Annotated in this window: 19 protein-coding genes and 1 tRNA gene; 8 read left to right on the forward strand and 12 right to left on the reverse strand. The window is 67.9% G+C overall.

Annotated elements, in window-relative coordinates; genetic code table 11:
- Position 1: 1 nt before the first annotated feature.
- The 3 genes from AC04ME_RS09200 to AC04ME_RS09210 form a co-directional block, all read right to left on the reverse strand.
- The gene (locus AC04ME_RS09200) at positions 2-550 is read right to left on the reverse strand and encodes a type 1 glutamine amidotransferase domain-containing protein (RefSeq protein WP_042539723.1); all 549 of its coding nucleotides are present in this window, start codon (positions 548-550) and stop codon (positions 2-4) included.
- A gap of 109 nt (positions 551-659) precedes the next feature.
- Positions 660-732, reverse strand: a tRNA-Lys gene (locus tag AC04ME_RS09205).
- A 129-nt stretch (positions 733-861) separates the two neighbouring features.
- Positions 862-1524, reverse strand: a complete 663-nt coding sequence (locus AC04ME_RS09210; RefSeq protein ID WP_042539725.1) for a fasciclin domain-containing protein — start codon at positions 1522-1524, stop codon at positions 862-864.
- 223 nt (positions 1525-1747) lie between these two features.
- Here AC04ME_RS09210 and sigK point away from each other — a divergent pair, with 223 nt between their 5' ends.
- The 4 genes from sigK (at position 1748) to AC04ME_RS09230 (ending at position 4899) form a co-directional block, all read left to right on the forward strand.
- Positions 1748-2347: an ECF RNA polymerase sigma factor SigK gene (sigK, locus tag AC04ME_RS09215; protein WP_194285951.1), complete on the forward strand. Its 600-nt coding sequence runs from the start codon at positions 1748-1750 to the stop codon at positions 2345-2347.
- On the forward strand, positions 2344-3165 hold the full coding sequence (locus AC04ME_RS09220; RefSeq protein ID WP_079113292.1) for an anti-sigma factor: 822 nt from the start codon (positions 2344-2346) through the stop codon (positions 3163-3165). Before sigK ends, AC04ME_RS09220 begins: the two co-directional genes overlap by 4 nt.
- 28 nt (positions 3166-3193) lie before the next feature.
- Positions 3194-3823, forward strand: coding sequence for a hypothetical protein (locus AC04ME_RS09225; protein WP_042539728.1), 630 nt, complete (start codon positions 3194-3196; stop codon positions 3821-3823).
- Positions 3824-4014: 191 nt separating this feature from the next.
- Positions 4015-4899, forward strand: a complete 885-nt coding sequence (locus tag AC04ME_RS09230; RefSeq protein WP_079113291.1) for an aminodeoxychorismate lyase — start codon at positions 4015-4017, stop codon at positions 4897-4899.
- 76 nt (positions 4900-4975) lie between these two features.
- Here AC04ME_RS09230 and pstB read toward each other — a convergent pair whose 3' ends face one another.
- From pstB to AC04ME_RS09265, 7 genes are all read right to left on the reverse strand, one after another.
- Entirely contained in the window at positions 4976-5755 is a 780-nt protein-coding gene (pstB, locus tag AC04ME_RS09235) for a phosphate ABC transporter ATP-binding protein PstB (RefSeq protein ID WP_042539732.1), read from the reverse strand.
- 34 nt (positions 5756-5789) lie between these two features.
- The gene (pstA, locus tag AC04ME_RS09240) at positions 5790-6893 is read right to left on the reverse strand and encodes a phosphate ABC transporter permease PstA (RefSeq protein WP_042539734.1); all 1104 of its coding nucleotides are present in this window, start codon (positions 6891-6893) and stop codon (positions 5790-5792) included.
- Between the two features lies 1 nt (position 6894).
- Entirely contained in the window at positions 6895-7863 is a 969-nt protein-coding gene (gene pstC / locus AC04ME_RS09245) for a phosphate ABC transporter permease subunit PstC (RefSeq protein WP_042539737.1), read from the reverse strand.
- Between the two features lie 128 nt (positions 7864-7991).
- Positions 7992-9095: a phosphate ABC transporter substrate-binding protein PstS gene (locus AC04ME_RS09250; protein ID WP_475434674.1), complete on the reverse strand. Its 1104-nt coding sequence runs from the start codon at positions 9093-9095 to the stop codon at positions 7992-7994.
- Between the two features lie 183 nt (positions 9096-9278).
- Positions 9279-10256 (reverse strand): NUDIX hydrolase, encoded by a 978-nt coding sequence (locus tag AC04ME_RS09255; protein WP_475434676.1) that lies wholly within the window; start codon positions 10254-10256, stop codon positions 9279-9281.
- On the reverse strand, positions 10253-12418 hold the full coding sequence (locus AC04ME_RS09260) for an RNA degradosome polyphosphate kinase (RefSeq protein ID WP_042539743.1): 2166 nt from the start codon (positions 12416-12418) through the stop codon (positions 10253-10255). Before AC04ME_RS09260 ends, AC04ME_RS09255 begins: the two co-directional genes overlap by 4 nt.
- Positions 12419-12472: 54 nt before the next feature.
- Entirely contained in the window at positions 12473-13156 is a 684-nt protein-coding gene (locus AC04ME_RS09265) for a winged helix-turn-helix transcriptional regulator (protein ID WP_042539745.1), read from the reverse strand.
- A gap of 72 nt (positions 13157-13228) precedes the next feature.
- Here AC04ME_RS09265 and AC04ME_RS09270 point away from each other — a divergent pair, with 72 nt between their 5' ends.
- The 3 genes from AC04ME_RS09270 to ygfZ all read left to right on the forward strand — a co-directional run bounded on the left by AC04ME_RS09270 (position 13229) and on the right by ygfZ (position 15406).
- Positions 13229-13516, forward strand: coding sequence for a hypothetical protein (locus AC04ME_RS09270; RefSeq protein WP_042539747.1), 288 nt, complete (start codon positions 13229-13231; stop codon positions 13514-13516).
- 164 nt (positions 13517-13680) lie between these two features.
- Complete coding sequence (locus tag AC04ME_RS09275; protein ID WP_475434679.1) at positions 13681-14283, forward strand: heme-binding beta-barrel domain-containing protein; 603 nt, start codon at positions 13681-13683, stop codon at positions 14281-14283.
- A 1-nt stretch (position 14284) separates the two neighbouring features.
- The gene (gene ygfZ / locus AC04ME_RS09280) at positions 14285-15406 is read left to right on the forward strand and encodes a CAF17-like 4Fe-4S cluster assembly/insertion protein YgfZ (RefSeq protein ID WP_475434681.1); all 1122 of its coding nucleotides are present in this window, start codon (positions 14285-14287) and stop codon (positions 15404-15406) included.
- A 38-nt stretch (positions 15407-15444) separates the two neighbouring features.
- Here the strand turns inward: ygfZ and AC04ME_RS09285 are convergent, their stop codons facing one another.
- Positions 15445-16269, reverse strand: a complete 825-nt coding sequence (locus tag AC04ME_RS09285) for a class I SAM-dependent methyltransferase (protein ID WP_475434683.1) — start codon at positions 16267-16269, stop codon at positions 15445-15447.
- A gap of 60 nt (positions 16270-16329) precedes the next feature.
- Here AC04ME_RS09285 and AC04ME_RS09290 point away from each other — a divergent pair, with 60 nt between their 5' ends.
- Entirely contained in the window at positions 16330-17079 is a 750-nt protein-coding gene (locus AC04ME_RS09290; RefSeq protein WP_042539756.1) for a phosphoglyceromutase, read from the forward strand.
- A 63-nt stretch (positions 17080-17142) separates the two neighbouring features.
- On the opposite strand, the gene phoU is transcribed toward AC04ME_RS09290, so the two are convergent.
- Positions 17143-17841: a phosphate signaling complex protein PhoU gene (gene phoU / locus AC04ME_RS09295; protein WP_042539758.1), complete on the reverse strand. Its 699-nt coding sequence runs from the start codon at positions 17839-17841 to the stop codon at positions 17143-17145.
- Positions 17842-17853: the final 12 nt, after the last annotated feature.

The following is a 17853-nucleotide window of genomic DNA, read 5'->3' on the forward strand; positions in this document are numbered from 1 at the left end:
ATCACGCGGTCTGCCCTGCGTGCTTCCCTTCGGCGACCTCTTCGATCAGCTTCGCGTTGAAAGCAGGGAGGTCGTCGGGAGTGCGGCTGGACACGAGACCTTCGTCGACCACCACTTCCTCGTCGACCCAGGTGGCTCCGGCGTTGCGGAGGTCGGTCGCGAGGCTCGGGTAGCTGGTCAGCGTGCGTCCGTCGACCACGCCGGCTTCGATCAGGATCCACGCGCCGTGGCAGATGACCGCGACCGGCTTGTGCTGCTCGAAGAACGAGCGGGCGAGGTCGATCGATGCCTTGTCGAGCCGCAGGTGGTCGGCGTTCACGACGCCGCCCGGGAGCACGAGAGCGTCGAACTCGTCGGCCTTCGCCGTCTCGGATGTGAGGTCGACGTGCTGCACGTGACCGTTCTTGCCGGTGATCTGCTGTCCGTCCGGTGCGATGAGCGTGGCGCTCGCGCCTTCGCCCTGCACCGCTTCCCACGGACTGGTCAGCTCGCTGTCCTCGAATCCGTCTGTCGCGAGGAATGCCACTCGGCTGTCGGTGAGAGTCGCCATGATGCGTCCTTTCGTGGGGTGAATGTCCCGGATGGGGACGCCACGACTCTCTCGCAGGGTGCCGACGGAGTGAAGGGGGTGGCCGGATCCGGCCGGTGGTGATAAACGGTGGGCCCCGTGGGGCTCGAACCCACGACCCGCGGATTAAAAGTCCGATGCTCTGCCAACTGAGCTAGAGGCCCGCCCCTCCAGTCTAGGGCGCAAAGAAGGAGCCGCTGACGACGTGTCGTCAGCGGCTCCTTCTCCATCCCACCGACCTCCCCCGAGAGGTGGGACGGCTTACCGAGTGTCCGCCTCGGCGTTCCCGGGCCTTACTCGGCCGGGGGCATCAGGACCGTGTCGATGAGGTACACGGTCGCGTTGGCGGTCTGGACTCCACCGCAGATGACGGTGGCGTCGTTGACCATCAGGTCGTCGCCGCTGCCGGTGACCTCGAGGTCAGCACCCTGGACGGTGGTGTGCATGCCGGCGATCTCGTCAGGTGCGACCTGGCCGGGGACCACGTGGTAGGTCAGGATCGAGCTCAGCGTGGCGCTGTCGGTCTTGAGTGCCTCGATGGTGGCCGGGTCGATCTTCGCGAAAGCGTCATCGACGGGTGCGAAGACGGTGAACTCGTCGCCGTTCAGCGTGTCGACGAGGTTGACGTCGGGGTTCAGCTGTCCGCTGACTGCGGCCACGAGCGTGGTGAGCAGCGGGTTGTTGGATGCTGCGGTGGCGACCGGGTCGAGCGACATGCCCTCGACGGATCCTGCGCCGTCCGGAACAGCCTCTGCGTATGCGGCGCAGCCGGGGCCGACCAGGTTCGCGGCCGGGTCCATCGTCTCGGTCTCGGGAGCCATCGTCTCGGACGACTCGGGGGCCGTCGACTCTGCCGGCTCTTCGGTGGTGCCGCCCATGGAACATGCGGAGAGCAGGAATGCGCTCGCAAGGCCGAGGGTGATGGCTGCGGTGACCTTCTTCTTGGTGCTGAACATCTCAAGCTCCTTCAGAACACTGCCACGGCCTCTCCGTGGCGTTGACAGTCGTTCGGAGCCCCACCGGGATCGGATGGGAGAAACGTCAAAGTTTTTTCCGAGCCGCCGAATCCAATCCGTTTCGAGGGTCTGCCGCGAACAGGTTTCGACGAGGAGCACTTAAGAGGACTCGTTTCCGTCACTTTCAGGTGGCGGCTGCACGGGAAAGCGGGGTGAATGCGGCATGCTGTTAGAGATGGTCATCGATGGAATGGACGTACCCGAAGACGGTACGGCTCGGGATGCTGTCGCTGACCTGCTCCTTCGCATCGGCGACGGTGATCAGCGCGCATTCGCGGAGCTCTACGACACTCTGTCGTCACGCGTCTTCGGCCTCATCCTCAGGGTCCTCGTGAATCGCTCGCAGAGCGAAGAGGTGCTCCAAGAGGTCTTCTTGGAGATCTGGCAATCCGCTACGAAGTTCGCTCCGAACAAGGGTCAGGGAAGAACCTGGGTGATGACGATCGCGCACCGTCGTGCGGTCGACCGGGTTCGGGCGTCCCAGTCCAGCGCGGACCGAGACGTACGAGCCGGGTTCAGGGACATCGGGGTCGCGCACGACAGTGTGGCGGAGACGGTGGAGCTGGGCATCGAGGGCGAGAAGGTGGTTCACGCGCTCTCAGGCCTTCCCGAGGTGCAGCGCGAAGCTCTCGTCCTGGCCTATTACGGCGGTTACAGTCAGAACGAAGTGGCAGCTCTCGTCGGGGCGCCGCTGGGGACGATCAAGACACGGATGCGAGATGGGCTCTCGCGACTGAGGACAGCTATGGGGGTGACGGCATGAACGAGAAGGACTTCGCAGAACTCGCGGCAGGAGCAGCGCTCGACGCGCTGTCGCCCGATGACCAGCAGCGGTATCACGCCGCACTCGCAGCGCACCCGGAATGGCAGAGCATCGTGGATGCCGATGCCGACAGTGCCGGCTTCCTCGCCGACGGAGTGGCGCAGGCCGTTCCTTCGCCCGACATTCGTGCCGCTCTGCTCGCACGTATCGCCGTCACGCCGCAGAGCGGCGATGTCGTTCTCTCGGACTCGGCGCCCGACTCGATGCCCGACCCGGCGCCCGGCGAGACGGCAGATGCCGCGCCCGTGGCGGACTCAGCGACCGCCGCACGCGATGGCGACGACGCCCCGAAGGCTCCGGCACACCGCCTCCGCTTCCTCTTCGCGCTCGCGGCATGCCTCGCGCTGCTCGTCGGTGTGGGGGCAGGCGCCGTCGCGATCAACACCTACATCAACCGACCGGCGAGTGTCGTCGCACTCGAGGACATCCAGGCGGCCGGTGACGCTCAGCAGGCCAGCGTGTCGCTCGAGAGCGGCGGCACTGCGACCGCGCACTGGTCGGCGTCGCTCGGCAAGTCCGTGCTCGTGACCGACGGCATCCCGTCGCTCGCCGAGGGCAAGACCTACGAGCTCTGGTATGTGCGCGGTGACACTCCGGTGTCGGCAGGCGTGTTCGCGGCCGACGACGGCGAAGCGACAGCGGTGCTCGCGGGCGAGATGCACGCGGGTGATGTGATCGCCGTCACGGTGGAGCAGGACGGAGGCTCGCCCTCGGGCCTGCCGACATCCGATCCCGTCGTCGTGATCCCGACGGCCTGATGTCTCGGATCGCGCGTACCCTGGACTGATGCCTGAGCAGTTCTCCCGTCCGGTGCGCCGGCCCACCAGTGCCTTCGACAACATCGTGGGCAGTCACGATCCCGCCGAGGAGACGCGCGTCGCGCATGCGACCGCATCCGCTCTGCTGACCCGCGTGCGCGCCGATGAGAGCGGCGTGAGCGCCGACCGGCTCGTCGCCTTCACCGACGAGCACGGCATCGACGAGATCGCCGAGCTCTGGTCGAAGGCTCCGTCTCGCACTCTGCCGGGCGCGCTGTGGCGGCTGTACCTCCTGCAGCTGGCCATCCACGGCGATCCGCACACCGCGGCCCTGCTGTACGAGCGGGGCAGAGTGGAGCTCGCATCCGTGGATGCCGTGATCGCCGGAGCGCCGGTACCGGCGAACCCCGACGAGCTCGTCGCCCTGATCGACACGATCCTCCGCGGGGCGTTCCGCGGGGACTTCGCGGTCGCCCTCGATCGGGCCGCGGCGTTCTGCCGGGTCCAGGCCTCTGGCGCGACCCACGCGGCGGACGACTACGAGCCGACCGAACCGTCGCGCGCGAGCGAGCTCACCACTCGCGCCCTGCGCCTGAGCAGCTATGCGCAGGACCTGTCTGCCGCTGCCGTGCTGTGGCGCTCGGGCGCATTGGCCTGAATCGACGCGGCGGCCGGGTTCTGGTCCGGGTCCGGGTCCGTGCCCGGGCATGAAAAGACCGGGCCGCAAAAACGCCTCTCGGCGGAAGGCCGCTCGCAGCGGCAAAAATTGGAGCCCGGGGTTATGCGGCCCGGCCACTCCAGTGTAACAAGTTCGCGCTGAAGGTATTCCCGGGGCCCTAGGCTCGGATCATGACACGGCGCTTTGCTCTGATGATCGATCCTGCGGCGGCCGACGTCGCCCGCTCCGACTTCGCAGACACGTTCACCCTCGTCGATGCGGCCGCACCGGCGCTGAGCGTGGGGGAGCTGAGCACGCAGCGCGGCGACGGAGTGTTCGAGTCGATCGGCGTGATCGACGGGCATGCGCAGGAGGTCGTGCCGCACCTCGAGAGGCTCGCGCACTCGGCGCAGCTGTGCGACCTGCCGCTCCCCAATCAGGCGCAGTGGCACCAGGCCATCGAGCGAGCGGCCGCCCACTGCGAACAGGGCGAGTACGTCATCAAGCTCATCCTCAGCCGTGGCGTCGAGCACGGCCCCACACCGACCGCCTGGGTCACGGCCGCACCGGCATCCGACTTCTCGGCGGTGCGCGAGCAGGGGATCCGCGTGGTCACCCTCGACCGCGGGTACGACCTCGACGTGGCTGAGAAGGCACCGTGGCTGCTGCTCGGGGCCAAGACCCTCTCGTATGCGGTGAACATGGCGGCGCTTCGCGAAGCGCACCGACGTGGAGCTGACGACGCGATCTTCCTCTCGCGTGACGGCTTCGTGCTCGAGGCACCGACCGCGTCGCTGATCCTGCGCTTCGGCGAGCGTTTCGTGACGCCGGCGCCCAACGGCGGCATCCTGCACGGTACGACGCAGCTCAGCGTCTACGAGCACCTCACCGCGCGCGGATTCGTCGCCGAGTATGCGCAGGTGCCGGCATCCGATCTGTCGCGTGCTGACGCCGCCTGGCTCGTCTCCAGCGTCCGCCTCGCCGCCCCGATCACCGCCGTAGACGGAGTCGAGTTGCCCGTCGATCGCGCGCTCACGGCCGAGCTCAACGAGTACCTCCTCTCGCCCCGAGACTGAGGCGCGCCCGGTCGCAGGAACGAGAGAGGGCCCGACGCCGAAGCGCCGGGCCCTCTCTCGGTCTGAGACCGGATGCTTATCCGAAGCGTCCCGAGACGTAGTCCTCGGTCGCCTGCACCGACGGGGTGGTGAACATCGTGCGGGTGTCGTCGTACTCGATGAGCTTTCCGGGCTTGCCGGTGCCGGCGATGTTGAAGAAGGCGGTCCGGTCGGACACGCGGCTCGCCTGCTGCATGTTGTGCGTCACGATGACGACGGTGTACTCCGACTTGATCTCGGCGATGAGCTCCTCGATCGCGAAGGTCGAGATCGGGTCGAGCGCCGAGCAGGGCTCGTCCATCAGGATCACGTCGGGGGAGACGGCGATGGCACGCGCGATGCACAGACGCTGCTGCTGGCCGCCCGAGAGACCCGAACCGGGGCGGTCGAGGCGGTCCTTGACCTCGTTCCAGAGGTTCGCGCCACGCAGGGACTTCTCGACGAGAGCATCCTGATCGCTCTTCGCCATGCGCGTGTTGTTGAGCTTGACGCCCGCGAGCACGTTCTCCTTGATCGACATGGTGGGGAACGGGTTGGGACGCTGGAAGACCATGCCGACCTGACGGCGCACCAGCACGGGGTCGACGCCGGCGCCGTAGAGGTTCTTGCCGTCGATCAGCACTTCTCCCTCGACACGAGCGCCGGGGATGACCTCGTGCATGCGGTTGAGGGTGCGCAGGAACGTGGACTTGCCGCAGCCGGACGGGCCGATGAACGCCGTGACGGTGTTGGGCTTGATCTCGATGCTGACGCCTTCGACGGCGAGGAAGTCGCTGTAGTAGACGTTGAGGTCGTTGACTTCGATGCTCTTGGACACGTGTGATCCTTCTTCTTCAGTCGGGAAAGACGGCTCAGCGGCCGTTGATCTTGGGGGCGAACACCTTGGCGATGATCCTGGCCAGCAGGTTCAGCACCATCACGATGACGATCAGGGTGAGGGCGGCGGCCCAGGCCCTGTCGAGATAGGCATCGACGGGGATGCCGGGGTACTTGGCCTGCATGTACGAGAACACGGGCAGCGTCGCCATCTGCCCGCTGAACATGTTCAGGTTCATGCCCTGCACGATGCCGACCGTGAGCAGCAGCGGCGCGGTCTCACCGATCACGCGTGAGATGGCGAGCATGATGCTGGTCAGGATTCCGGCGATGGCGGTCGGCAGGACGACCTTGATGATCGTCAGCCACTTCGGCACACCGAGCGCGTAGGCGGCCTCCCGGAGCTCGTTCGGGACGATCCGCAGGAGTTCCTCGGAACCGCGCACGACCACGGGGATCATCAGCACCGAGAGGGCGAGCGAGCCCATGATGCCCATGCGGGTGCCGGGACCGACGATCAGCGAGAACACGGAGTAGATGAACAGACCGGCGACGATCGACGGGATGCCTGTCATGACGTCGACGAGGAACGTGATGCCGCGGGCGAGCTTGCGTCCCTCTCCGTACTCGACGAGGTAGATCGAGGTCATCAGACCGATCGGCACCGAGATGATCGTGGCGCCCAGGGTGATGAGGAGCGTGCCCCAGATGGCGTGCACCGCGCCGCCGCCTTCGCCGACGATGTTGCGCATCGAGAAGCTGAAGAACTCGCCGTCGAACCGCATGAGGCCGTTGACGACCACGGTGTACAGCAGCGAGATGAGCGGGAGGAGCGCGACGACGAAGGCGCCGGACACCAGCGCCGTCATGAGGCGGTCGATCGCGTGGCGACGGCTCTCGACCACGGTGGAGATCACGAAGATCAGAACCATGTAGAAGATGAGGCCGACGACGAGGGTGAGTGCGATGTTGAAGTCGGCGGGGTCGTTGCCCGCGTTGACGAAGGCGAAGATCGTGGCCGACACCACGAAGGCGGCCAGCAGCAGCGCCCAGGGCGCCCACCGGGGAAGATGACCTGCCGACGTGCTGTGCACCGGAGCGGCGACGGATGACGGCGAGGGCGTGAGGGTGGCGGTCATGTCAGTTGGCTCCCGAGAACTCAGCACGGCGCGAGACGATCCAGCGGGCCACGAAGTTGACCGCGAAGGTGACGATGAAGAGGATCAGACCCGCCGCGATGAGCGTGTTGACGCCCTCGTCGTGGGCCTCGGGGAACCGCAGCGCGATGATCGCGGGGATCGTCGTGGGGTTCTCCGGGTTGATCAGGTTGAACGTGACGATGCCGAGAGGCGAGAGCACGAGGGTCACGGCCATGGTCTCGCCGAGCGCGCGTCCGAGGCCGAGCATGGCGCCCGACACCATTCCGCTGCGTGCGAAGGGCAGGACGGCCATGCGGACCATCTCCCAGCGGGTGGCCCCGAGCGCGAGCGCCGCCTCCTCGTGGAGCTTCGGCGTCTGCAGGAACACCTCGCGGCAGATCGCGGTCATGATCGGCAGGATCATGACGGCGAGCACGAGGGATGCGGTGAGGATCGTCTTTCCCGTGCCCGAGGGCGTGCCGCTGAAGATCGGGATCCAGCCGAGGTTCTCGTTGAGCCACTTGTAGAAGGGCACGAGCATCGGGGCGAAGGTGAGGGCTCCCCAGAGGCCGAAGACGACCGACGGGACCGCCGCGAGCAGGTCGATGATGTAGCCGAGGAACCCGGCGAGGCGCCGCGGCGCGTAGTGCGAGATGAACAGCGCGATGCCGATCGCGATGGGAGCGGCGATCACGAGGGCGATGAAGCTCGACCACAGCGTTCCGAAGACGAACGGCCAGACCCAGGACAGGAACGACTGACCCTCGAGGATGTGGTTGCCGCTCGTGTCTCCCGAGAGCGCGGGGATCGACTGCACGATGAGGAACAGGGCCACGGCGGCGAGCGTGACGAGGATGATGATTCCCGCGGCCAGCGCGGTGCCCGAGAAGACGAGGTCTCCCCGTCGACGCAGCTTGGGGGGTGTCCCGGCTGAACGGGTGGTATCGGGACCCGTTGTGGTTGTGGACATCGGAGCGACTCCAGGCTCTGAGGGACTTTCGGGGGTTTTCATGCGGGTGCCCCCGGGTGTCGGTCGAGTCCTCTCGACCGACACCCGGGGGCGTCGGACCGGGGCTCAGCGGTGGGCTGAGCCTTCGGTCACTCCGTGACGATCGCGTCGATCGCGGTGCTGATCTGGTCGCGCAGGCTGTCCGAGATCGGCGCGCTGCCCGCGGCCTCGGCTGCGGCATCCTGACCCTCGGCCGATGCGACGTACTGGAAGTACGCCTTCACGAGGCCGGCGGTCTCGGCGTCGTCGTACTCGACGCAGCCGATGAGGTAGGACACGAGTGCGATCGGGTACGAGCCGGCGGGTGCTGCGGCCGGGTCGACGGCGAACGCGAGGTCGTGGTCCGAGCGGCCCTCCTCGAGCGGCGACGCCTCGACGAGCGCGGCTGCGGCGTCTGCCGAGTAGGGGACGTACTCGCCCTCGACCTCGACGGCGACCTGTCCGAGCTCGGAGGTGCGCGACGCGTCGGCGARGCCGATGTAGCCGGAGCCGTTGGTGATCGCGTCGACGACGCCCGAGGTGCCGTCGCCGGCCTCGCCGGTCTGCAGGGGCCACTCGTCGCTGGGCTCGTAGGTCCACACGTCGGGGGCGACGGCGCTGAGGTACTTGGTGAACGTCTCCTGCGTGCCCGAGGGGTCGGAGCGGTGCACGGTCACGATGGCCTGGTCGGGCAGTTCGACGCCCTCGTTCTGCGAGGCGATCGCGTCGTCGTTCCACTTCGTGATGGTGCCCGCGAAGATCTTGGCGATGGTCTCGCCGTCGAGGTTCAGCTCGTCGACGCCCTCGAGGTTGAACGCGACGGCGACGGGGGAGATGTAGACGGGGATCTCGACGATCTCGTCGGAGGCGCACGAGCCGAAGCCGCCCGCGGCGAGCTCGTCGGCGTTGAACGCGCGGTCGGAGCCGATGAAGTTCGACGAACCGGCGATGAAGTTCTCGCGGCCGGTGCCCGAACCCGTCGCGGTGTAGTTCACCGTGGTGTCGGGGTTGGCGGTCTGGAATGCGGCGACCCAGGACTGCTGGGCTGCTTCCTGCGAGGAGGCTCCGGTGGCCTCGATGGTGCCGGAGAGAGTGGATTCGCTCGGCGCGTCGGTGGTTCCGCCGGTTCCGCCTTCGTTCGCGGCACAGCCGGCGAGGGCGAGAGCGGCCACGGCGCCGACGGCGCCGATACGTGCGATTCGGGAGATCTTCACTGTGGATCCTTCGATCTTTGATGTGGTGGGGCCCGGTGCAGGGCACACAGTGACGCTATGTGCGGCGGTTAACGAGACTCTCCCGCGCAGGTGAACGGCAGGTGAACGGCGCGCGTCTCTCTGGGGCATGCGAAAGGCCGCATCCGTTGACGGATGCGGCCTTTCGTCGTCTTTCGCAGCGCGCTAGACCTTGGGGATGTGCGTCTCGATCGCGATGATCCCCGACCCCGGGTTGGAGGCCGAGAGGTGCGCGACCGAGAAGGCGGCCGGTTCGAGGTCGGCCGCGCTGCTGACATAGGAGCCGCGGACCGTTCCGGTGGCCAGGGCGATCTCGGTCAGGATTCCCGGGAGCACAGGGCCATGGCTGCACAGCACTGCCGGCTTGCCCGACCGCACGCGGCGACCGACGATCGAACGCAGATCGTCTTCGCCGTCCTCCCACGCGTCCTGACTGATCTTCGGTGTGGTGACGGTCTTCCGATCGAGGGCCCTCGCGAGCGGGGTCACGGTCTGCATGCAGCGCACGGCATCACTCGTGATGATCTTGCGCACGCCGAAGGCCCGCAGGGGGCCGACGATCGACTTCGCCTGATGCAGGCCTCGATCGGTCAGAGGACGTTCGGCATCCGGGCCGTCCCAGTCGCCGCGCGAGAGCGCCTTCGCGTGGCGCAGGGCGATGATCGGGAACGTGCGCAGCACGCCGTCATCGACGAGCTGAGCGAAGAAGTCGAGGATCTCGATGTCGACCGGGTAGCTCAGCCGGTCGCGCGCCTTCTTGACGCTGACCCATTCGAGCGCGGCGATCTCGCGATTCGGCACGAACGTCGAGGCGCGGATCGCGTCGGACGTGGCCTCGGCCGCCCAGTAGTGCACGACCTTCTGCTTGCTGGAGGGCAGATGGTAACGGCTCACGCCGACGGGGACTCCGAGCGAGACGCGGATGCCGGTCTCTTCGTGCACCTCCCGCACAGCCGTCTCGGCGAGCATCTCACCGGGGTCGACCTTGCCCTTGGGAAGCGTAACGTCGCGGTACTTGGTGCGATGGATCAGAAGGATCCGCAGCTTGCCGTCGATGAGTCGCCAGACGACCGCGCCGGCCGCGTACACGGCCTTGTCCGTCCACTTCGACCGTGCTGCTCTGGTGCTCGAATCGTCGTTCATCGAACCGCCCGTGCGCGACGGCGTCGCTGGACCAACCCCATGGTCTTGTCCTGCAGGTCGATGAGCGGCTTGCCTGCGGCATCCGTGGCGTGCCGGGTCCAGACGCCGTCGGCGCCGAGGTGCCACGAGGTGGTTCCCGGGTCCATGGCGAGGTCGAAGAAGTCGAGCAGGTCCTTCATGTGACCGGGGTCGGTGACGCGCACCAGCGCCTCGACGCGGCGGTCGAGGTTGCGGTGCATCATGTCGGCGCTGCCGATGTACACCTGCGCGTCGCCGTCGTTGTGGAACGCGAAGATGCGCGAGTGCTCGAGGTAACGACCGAGGATGCTGCGGACGGTGATGTTGTCGCTGATCCCCTCGAGGTCGGTGCGCAGACTGCAGATGCCTCGCACCCACACGTCGACCTTCACGCCGGCAGCGCTCGCGCGGTACAGGGCGTCGATGACCTCTTCGTCGACCATCGAGTTCACCTTGATGCGGATGCTCGCCGGCTTGCCGTTCTCGGCATTGCGGCGCTCGTGGTCGATCTGGCGCACGAGGCCCTTGCGCAGGTGGAGCGGCGCGACGAGCAAGCGCTTGAACTTCTTCTCGATCGCGTATCCGCTGAGCTCGTTGAACAGGCGAGTGAGATCCTTGCCGACCTGGGCGTCGGTGGTGAACAGCCCGAAGTCCTCGTAGATGCGGCTGGTCTTCGGGTTGTAGTTGCCCGTGCCGATGTGCGAGTAGTGACGCAGCACCCCGTCTTCCTCACGGATGACGAGCGCGAGCTTGCAGTGGGTCTTGAGTCCGACGAGGCCGTAGACGACGTGCACGCCCGCCTTCTCGAGCTTGCGCGCCCAGACGATGTTGTTCGCCTCGTCGAAGCGGGCCTTGACCTCGACCAGCGCCAGCACCTGCTTTCCCGCTTCGGCGGCGTCGATCAGCGCCTCGACGATCGGGCTGTCGCCCGAGGTGCGGTAGAGAGTCTGCTTGATCGCGAGCACGTGCGGGTCGCGCGCCGCCTGCTCGAGGAACGAGACGACGCTCGTGGTGAACGACTCGTACGGGTGGTGCACGAGCACGTCCGACTTGCGGATCGCCTTGAAGATGTCGGCTCGGGTGTTGCTCCCGGTCGGCTGGAAGGCGACCGCCGTGGTCGGAAGATGCGGCGGGTAGCGGAGATCCGGGCGATCGATGCGCGACAGGTCGAAGAGACCTCGGAGGTCGAGCGGTCCGGGGAGTCGGTAGATCTCCTGGTCGGTGATCTCGAGCTCGCGCACCAGGAGGTCCATCGTGACCTCGTCCATGTCGTCGGTGATCTCGAGGCGGATCGGCGGACCGAAGCGGCGGCGGAGCAGCTCGGCCTCGAGCGCCTGGATGAGGTTCTCGCTCTCGTCCTCCTCGATCTCCACATCCTCGTTGCGGGTGAGGCGGAAGGCGTGGTGGTCGAGGACCTCCATGCCCGGGAAGAGATCGCCGAGGTGGTTCGCGATGAGCTCTTCGAGCGTGAGGAAGCGCTTGATCTCGCCGGAGCCCGGAACCTCGACGAATCGGGGAAGCATGGGCGGCACCTTGAGGCGCGCGAACTCCTGACGCCCGGTGCGGGCGTTGCGGATGCGGATGGCGAGGTTCAGCGACAGCCCGGAGATGTACGGGAACGGGTGCGCCGGGTCGACCGCGAGCGGCATCAGCACGGGGAACACCTGGGCGCCGAAGTACTCGGAGAGCTTGGCTCGCTCCTCGTCGGTGAGCTCGGCCCATTCGGTGATCTCGATGCCGGACTCGGCCAGCGCCGGACGCACGAGCGACTTCCAGGCGTCGGCGTGACGCAGCTGCAGTGCGTGCGCCTCACGGGCGATGTCGGCGAGGGCGTCGGCGGGGGAGCGGCCGATGTTGGTGGGCACCGCCAGACCGGTCAGGATGCGGCGCTTGAGTCCGGCGACGCGCACCATGAAGAACTCGTCGAGGTTGCTCGCGAAGATGGCGAGGAAGTTCGCACGCTCGAGTTCGGGGAGCGACGGATCCTCCGCGAGTTCGAGCACGCGCTGGTTGAAAGCGAGCCAGCTCAGCTCGCGATCGTGGTAGCGGTGGTCGGGGAGGAGCGAGTCGGGGGACTCGACGGCATCGAAGTCGTCATCTTCAGCGTCACCGAGACCTGCGTCGGCGAGTGCGGGATCGATCATGGGGTACATCTAAGCACCGTGAGGTGACGCGCGTGTGAACTGACGGTGCGTGCGTCACCGCGATGCGGCGACCGTCTCCTCGTCGTAGACGTTGAATCGGTACCCGACATTGCGGACCGTGCCGATGATCTGCTCCTGGTCGCCCAGCTTCGCCCGCAGGCGTCGCACGTGCACATCGACGGTTCTGGTGCCGCCGAAGTAGTCGTAGCCCCACACCTCGCTGAGCAGCTGCTCGCGCGTGAACACCCGCGACGGGTGCGTGGCGAGGAAGTGCAGGAGCTGGAACTCCTTGTACGTGAGGTCCAGCGGGCGCCCTCTGAGCTTCGCCGAATACGACTGCTCGTCGATCGTGACGCCGGAGGCCTGCACGCGCGTCGGCTCTGCGACCTCGTCCCGGCGGGCGAGGGCGAGCCGCACGCGGGCATCGGTCTCGGCCGGGCCGGCGGTGGCGAGGAGCACGTCGTCGATGCCCCAGTCTCCGGACAGCGCGCTCATCCCGCCCTCCGTCACGACGAGCAGCAGCGGCGCATCCTGACCGGTGGCTCGCAGCAGGCGGCAGAGCGACTTCGCGCCGACGAGGTCGAGACGCCCGTCGACGATCACGATGTCGTATTCGGGGGCGCTCACGAGTTGGGCGGGCTCGGCCGGGATCTGGCGCACTCGATGGCTGAGGAGCTCGAGTGCGGGCAGGACCTGCTCCGAGACCGGAGCATTGGTCAACACCAGGACCTGGGCCACACGCACTCCTTCCGGACGGCGGGGTACGCCGTGCCGCAATGATACCGGGCGCCGATGGGTCACAATGGAGTCATGACGGATCCAGCGCTCGCACCGCGTAATGCTTTCGTCGGCGTGCTCATCGTCTGGGCGGTCGCCTTCGTCGCCTCGATCGGCGTGGGCATCTTCGTCGCCGAGGAGTGGCGAGTGCCGTGGCTGCTCGTGGTCTTCGGCGCGATCGTGCTCCTCTCCTTCGCCGTGCAGCTGCAGTACGGGCGCACGCAGGGCTTCATCTTCCGCGTGGGCGCCAGCACCATCGGCGCACTGCTGCTGATGGGCGTGATCTCGGTCGGCTTCGGCCTCGCCGCTCTCGTCACCTGATCTGCGGACGAGACACCCGGCCTGCCGGAGGGTAAAGTGGAGGCCATGGACCTCATGGCGCTCGAACTCTTCTTCATCGGTCTTCTGGGCCTGGCGAGCCTCGCGATCGCCTTCGTCTCGGTCGTCGTGCTGCGGAACCTCTTCCGCGGCCAGCGCTGAGCATCGTGCTCGAGCTGCCCACCGATCTCCCGGCCGACCTCGCGCCGCTCTCGTGGCTGATCGGCGTCTGGGAGGGCACCGGGGTCATCGACTATCCGGTCGGCGATGACCGTCTGCAGGGCGAGTTCACCCACCGGGTGAGCTTCAGCCATGACGGCGGCCCCTTCCTGAACTACTCCGCGACGGCGATCCTGGCGGGCGAAGACGGTGCTGACTCGATCCCGCTCGTCGCCGAGAGCGGCTACTGGCGTCTCTCCCGGCCGGCCTCTGACTCCGACGCCGGCCCCGCACTGCTGCCGCCGCGCGCCGAGCAGGTCGTGCGCAGCGTCGACGACGTGGAGGAACTGCGCGCTCCCTTAGGCGGCTTCCCGATCGAGGTCTCGATCGCCCACGCCGACGGGACGCTCGAGCTCTACCTCGGCGAGATCAACGGTCCGCGTATCGACATCGCCTCCGACGCCATCGTGCGCGGAGCCGGGGCCAAGGAGTACGGCGCAGCCACGCGGATGTACGGCCTGGTCGACAACCACCTTCTCTGGGCCTGGGACATCGCGGCCCTCGGCACGCCGATGCGGTCTCACGCCTCCGCTCGACTCGCGAAGGTCTGACATGACCGGATTCACCGACTTCCCGGGAGCTGTGATCGCCGAGCACGGGATCGCGCACTTCGGCGACGCCTTCCGCGAGCAGCGCCGTCTCGCAGACGGCGCGGCCCTGGTTCCGCTCGGCGACCGGACGGTCATCGAAGTCGCCGGTCCCGAACGGCTGGGGTGGCTGGACTCGATCACCTCTCAGTCCGTGGGGCGACTCGCTCCCGGCGAGAGCACGGAGCTGCTGGTGCTCGACCCTCAGGGGCGCGTGGAGCACGCGGCAGGGGTCGTCGACGACGGCTCGTCGACCTGGCTGATCGCCGACGCCGACGACGCGGAGGCGCTCGCGACCTGGCTGACGCGCATGAAGTTCCGCACCCAGGCGACCGTGGCTGTGCGCCCTGATCTGGCGTTGCTCGGCTTCGTCGACGGTGGCGCTGCGGCTGAGCGGGCGACTGCTGCCGCATCCGCTCCGTCCGGCGCTCCGCTGATCTGGGCCGACCCCTGGCAGCGCGTGAGCGCGGGTGGTCATCAGTACGCCGAGGTCACCGATCACCCGGGCGCAGAGCTCGCGTGGAGAGTGGCGATCGCGACGACCGACGCCGCCGACGCGCTCGCCGCGACCCTGTCGTCCGAAGAGGTGGCAGGGCTCCTCGCCGCCGAGGCACTGCGCGTCGCCGCCTGGCGTCCGCGGTGGTCGGCCGAGGTCGACGAGCGCTCGCTGCCCCACGAATCGGACTGGATCCGCACCGCGGTGCACCTGAACAAGGGGTGCTACCGCGGCCAGGAGACGGTGGCCAAGGTGCACAACCTCGGACACCCGCCTCGCAGGCTCGCGGCGCTGCACCTCGACGGCAGCGAGGCGGTGCTGCCGGCAGTCGGCGATGCGGTCTTCGCCGGTGACGACGAGGTGGGGCACATCACCTCCGTCGCCAGACACCATGAAGACGGCCCGATCGCGCTCGCGATCCTGTCTCGTCGCACGCCGGTGGGCGATCTCGTCGTCCGAGCCGAGGGCGCAGACATCGCCGCGACCCAGCAGGTCATCGTGCCGGCGGATGCGGGTGCCATGGCCGACATCCCGCGCCTCACCCGGCTGTCCCGTCGCCCCAGCGCCCCGGATCCCCGTCAGGCGGGCTGAGCGAGGCGTGCAGGGCCCACCCGTCAGGGGAGCACCCGTCAGGGGAGCGGAGCCACCGCATCCCAGGGGAGCGTGAGCTCGCCCAGTCGCCACCTGGTCTTGCCGCCCAGCACCGGCCACCCCTGATCCCGGAGCGCCGCGACCGCGGCCAGGAACCGCTGCGTCGCGCCGAAAGTCGACAGCGGTGCTGCACGGTCCCATTCGCGGTCGAGGTCGACGAGCAGGGAGTGGATCCGCTCGCCAGGCACGTTGCGGTGGATGAGAGCCTTCGGCAGGCGCTCTGCGACGATGCTCGGATGTTCGAGGTCGGCGAGTCGGAGCGAGATCGTGAATCGCAGCGGCGCTCCCGTCGGGCCCACGTCGACCCAGCTCGACACGCGCCCGATCTCATCGCAGGTGCCCTCGACGAGAAGCCCGTCACGAGACAGCCGAGTCGACATGGTGCGCCAGGCGCTCGCGACGTCGCCCTCGTCGTACTGCCGCAGCACGTTCATGGCCCGGATGACCGCGGGTCGGCGTCCGGCCGGCAGCGGCACCTCGAACCCTCCACGGGCGAACGAGACTCGGAGGTCGGGGGAGAAGGGCGTGCGCGCAGCCTGCACCTCGGCGAGCTGGCGGTTCGCGGTGGCCACTCGCTCCGGATCGATCTCGAGGCCACGCACCTCGGCATCCGCGCGGACGCGCTGCAGACGGGTCGCGAGCTCGAACGCCGTCACACCGCTGGCGCCGTAGCCGAGGTCGATCACCAGCGGGTCTTCGGCTCGGCGGAACGCGGGGCTCGCCGCGATCCATCGATCGTTGCGGCGCAGCCGGTTCGTCCCGGTTGTGCCGCGGGTCGGCCGACCGAGAGGAGATGACGCCATGCGTCAATCCTCGCAGGGCACGGGCGTGGACGCGTCGAGCTGCGCCGATAAACTGACGTCATGACTTCGAAGCGCACCCTGATCCTGCTCCGTCACGGCCGGAGCGAGTGGAACGAACTGAACCTGTTCACCGGCTGGGTGGACGTCCGCCTCAACGAGCAGGGCAAGAAGGAGGCTCAGCGCGGCGGCGAGCTGCTGGCCGAGGCCGGCATCCTGCCCGACGTGCTGCACACCTCTCTGCTCAGCCGTGCGATCCAGACCGCGAACATCGCGCTCGACGCAGCCGACCGCCTGTGGATTCCCGTGACGCGCTCGTGGCGCCTCAACGAGCGTCACTACGGCGCCCTGCAGGGCAAGGACAAGGCGCAGACCCTCGAGGAGTTCGGCCCCGAGCAGTTCCAGCTGTGGCGTCGCTCGTTCGACGTGCCGCCGCCCCTGCTCGACGATGAGAGCGAGTTCAGCCAGGTCGGCGATGTGCGATACGCCGACATCGACGGCGAGGTGCCCCGCACCGAGTCGCTGAAGCTCGTGATCGACCGCCTGCTGCCGTACTGGAACGACGCGATCGTCCCCGACCTCGAGGCCGGCAAGACGGTTCTCGTCACCGCCCACGGCAACTCGCTGCGCGGCCTGGTGAAGCACCTCGAGGGCATCAGCGACGACGACATCGCCGAACTCAACATCCCCACCGGCATTCCGCTGGTCTACGAGCTCGACGAGAACAACGTCCCGACCGGCCCCGGTCGTTACCTCGACCCCGAGGCCGCTGCCGCAGGCGCCGCCGCCGTGGCTGCGCAGGGCAAGAAGTAGCACCGGACGACGAAGGGGGCGGATGCTGTCAGCATCCGCCCCCTTCTTCTCTGTCGTGACGCCTCAGGCGTGACCGAACTCGCGCTGCTGCTCGGCTGCGAGGGGGATGTCCTCCTCTTCGACGCGCCAGTCACCGGTCGCGAGGTACACGACCTTCTTGGCGACGGCGACGGCGTGGTCGGCGAAGCGCTCGTGGTAGCGGCTGGCGAGCGTGGCGTCGACCGTCGCGGTCGCCTCGCCCTTCCAGTTGTCGCTGAGCACCTTCTCGAACACGCTGGCGTGCAGCTCGTCGATGTCATCGTCGGTGTTGCGGATGGTGTCGGCCAGGCGCAGGTCCTGGGTGCGCAGCAGCTCCGAGAGAGTGCGCGAGATCTCGACGTCGAGCTCGCCCATCTTGGTGAAGGTGCCCTTGAGACCCTTCGGGATCGCGCGCTCCGGGAAGCGGAGGCGAGCGAGCTGGGCGATGTGCTCTGACATGTCGCCCATGCGCTCGAGCGAGGCGCTGACACGCAGCGCGATCACCACGATGCGCAGGTCGCGGGCGACGGGCTGCTGACGGGCGAGGATCTCGATGGCCTGCTCGTCGAGCTTGACCGCCAGCTCGTCGATCTTCGCGTCGTCGGCGATGACCTCTTCGGCGAGCTCGACGTCGCTGGTGGCGAACGCACGCGTCGCCTTGTCGATCGAGACCGTGACGAGGTCGGCGATCTCCACGAGACGGGACTGCAGGTCCTCGAGGGACTGGTGGAAGACTTCGCGCATGTGGGCGCAACC

Source organism: Microbacterium sp. LjRoot205 (assembly GCF_056175745.1).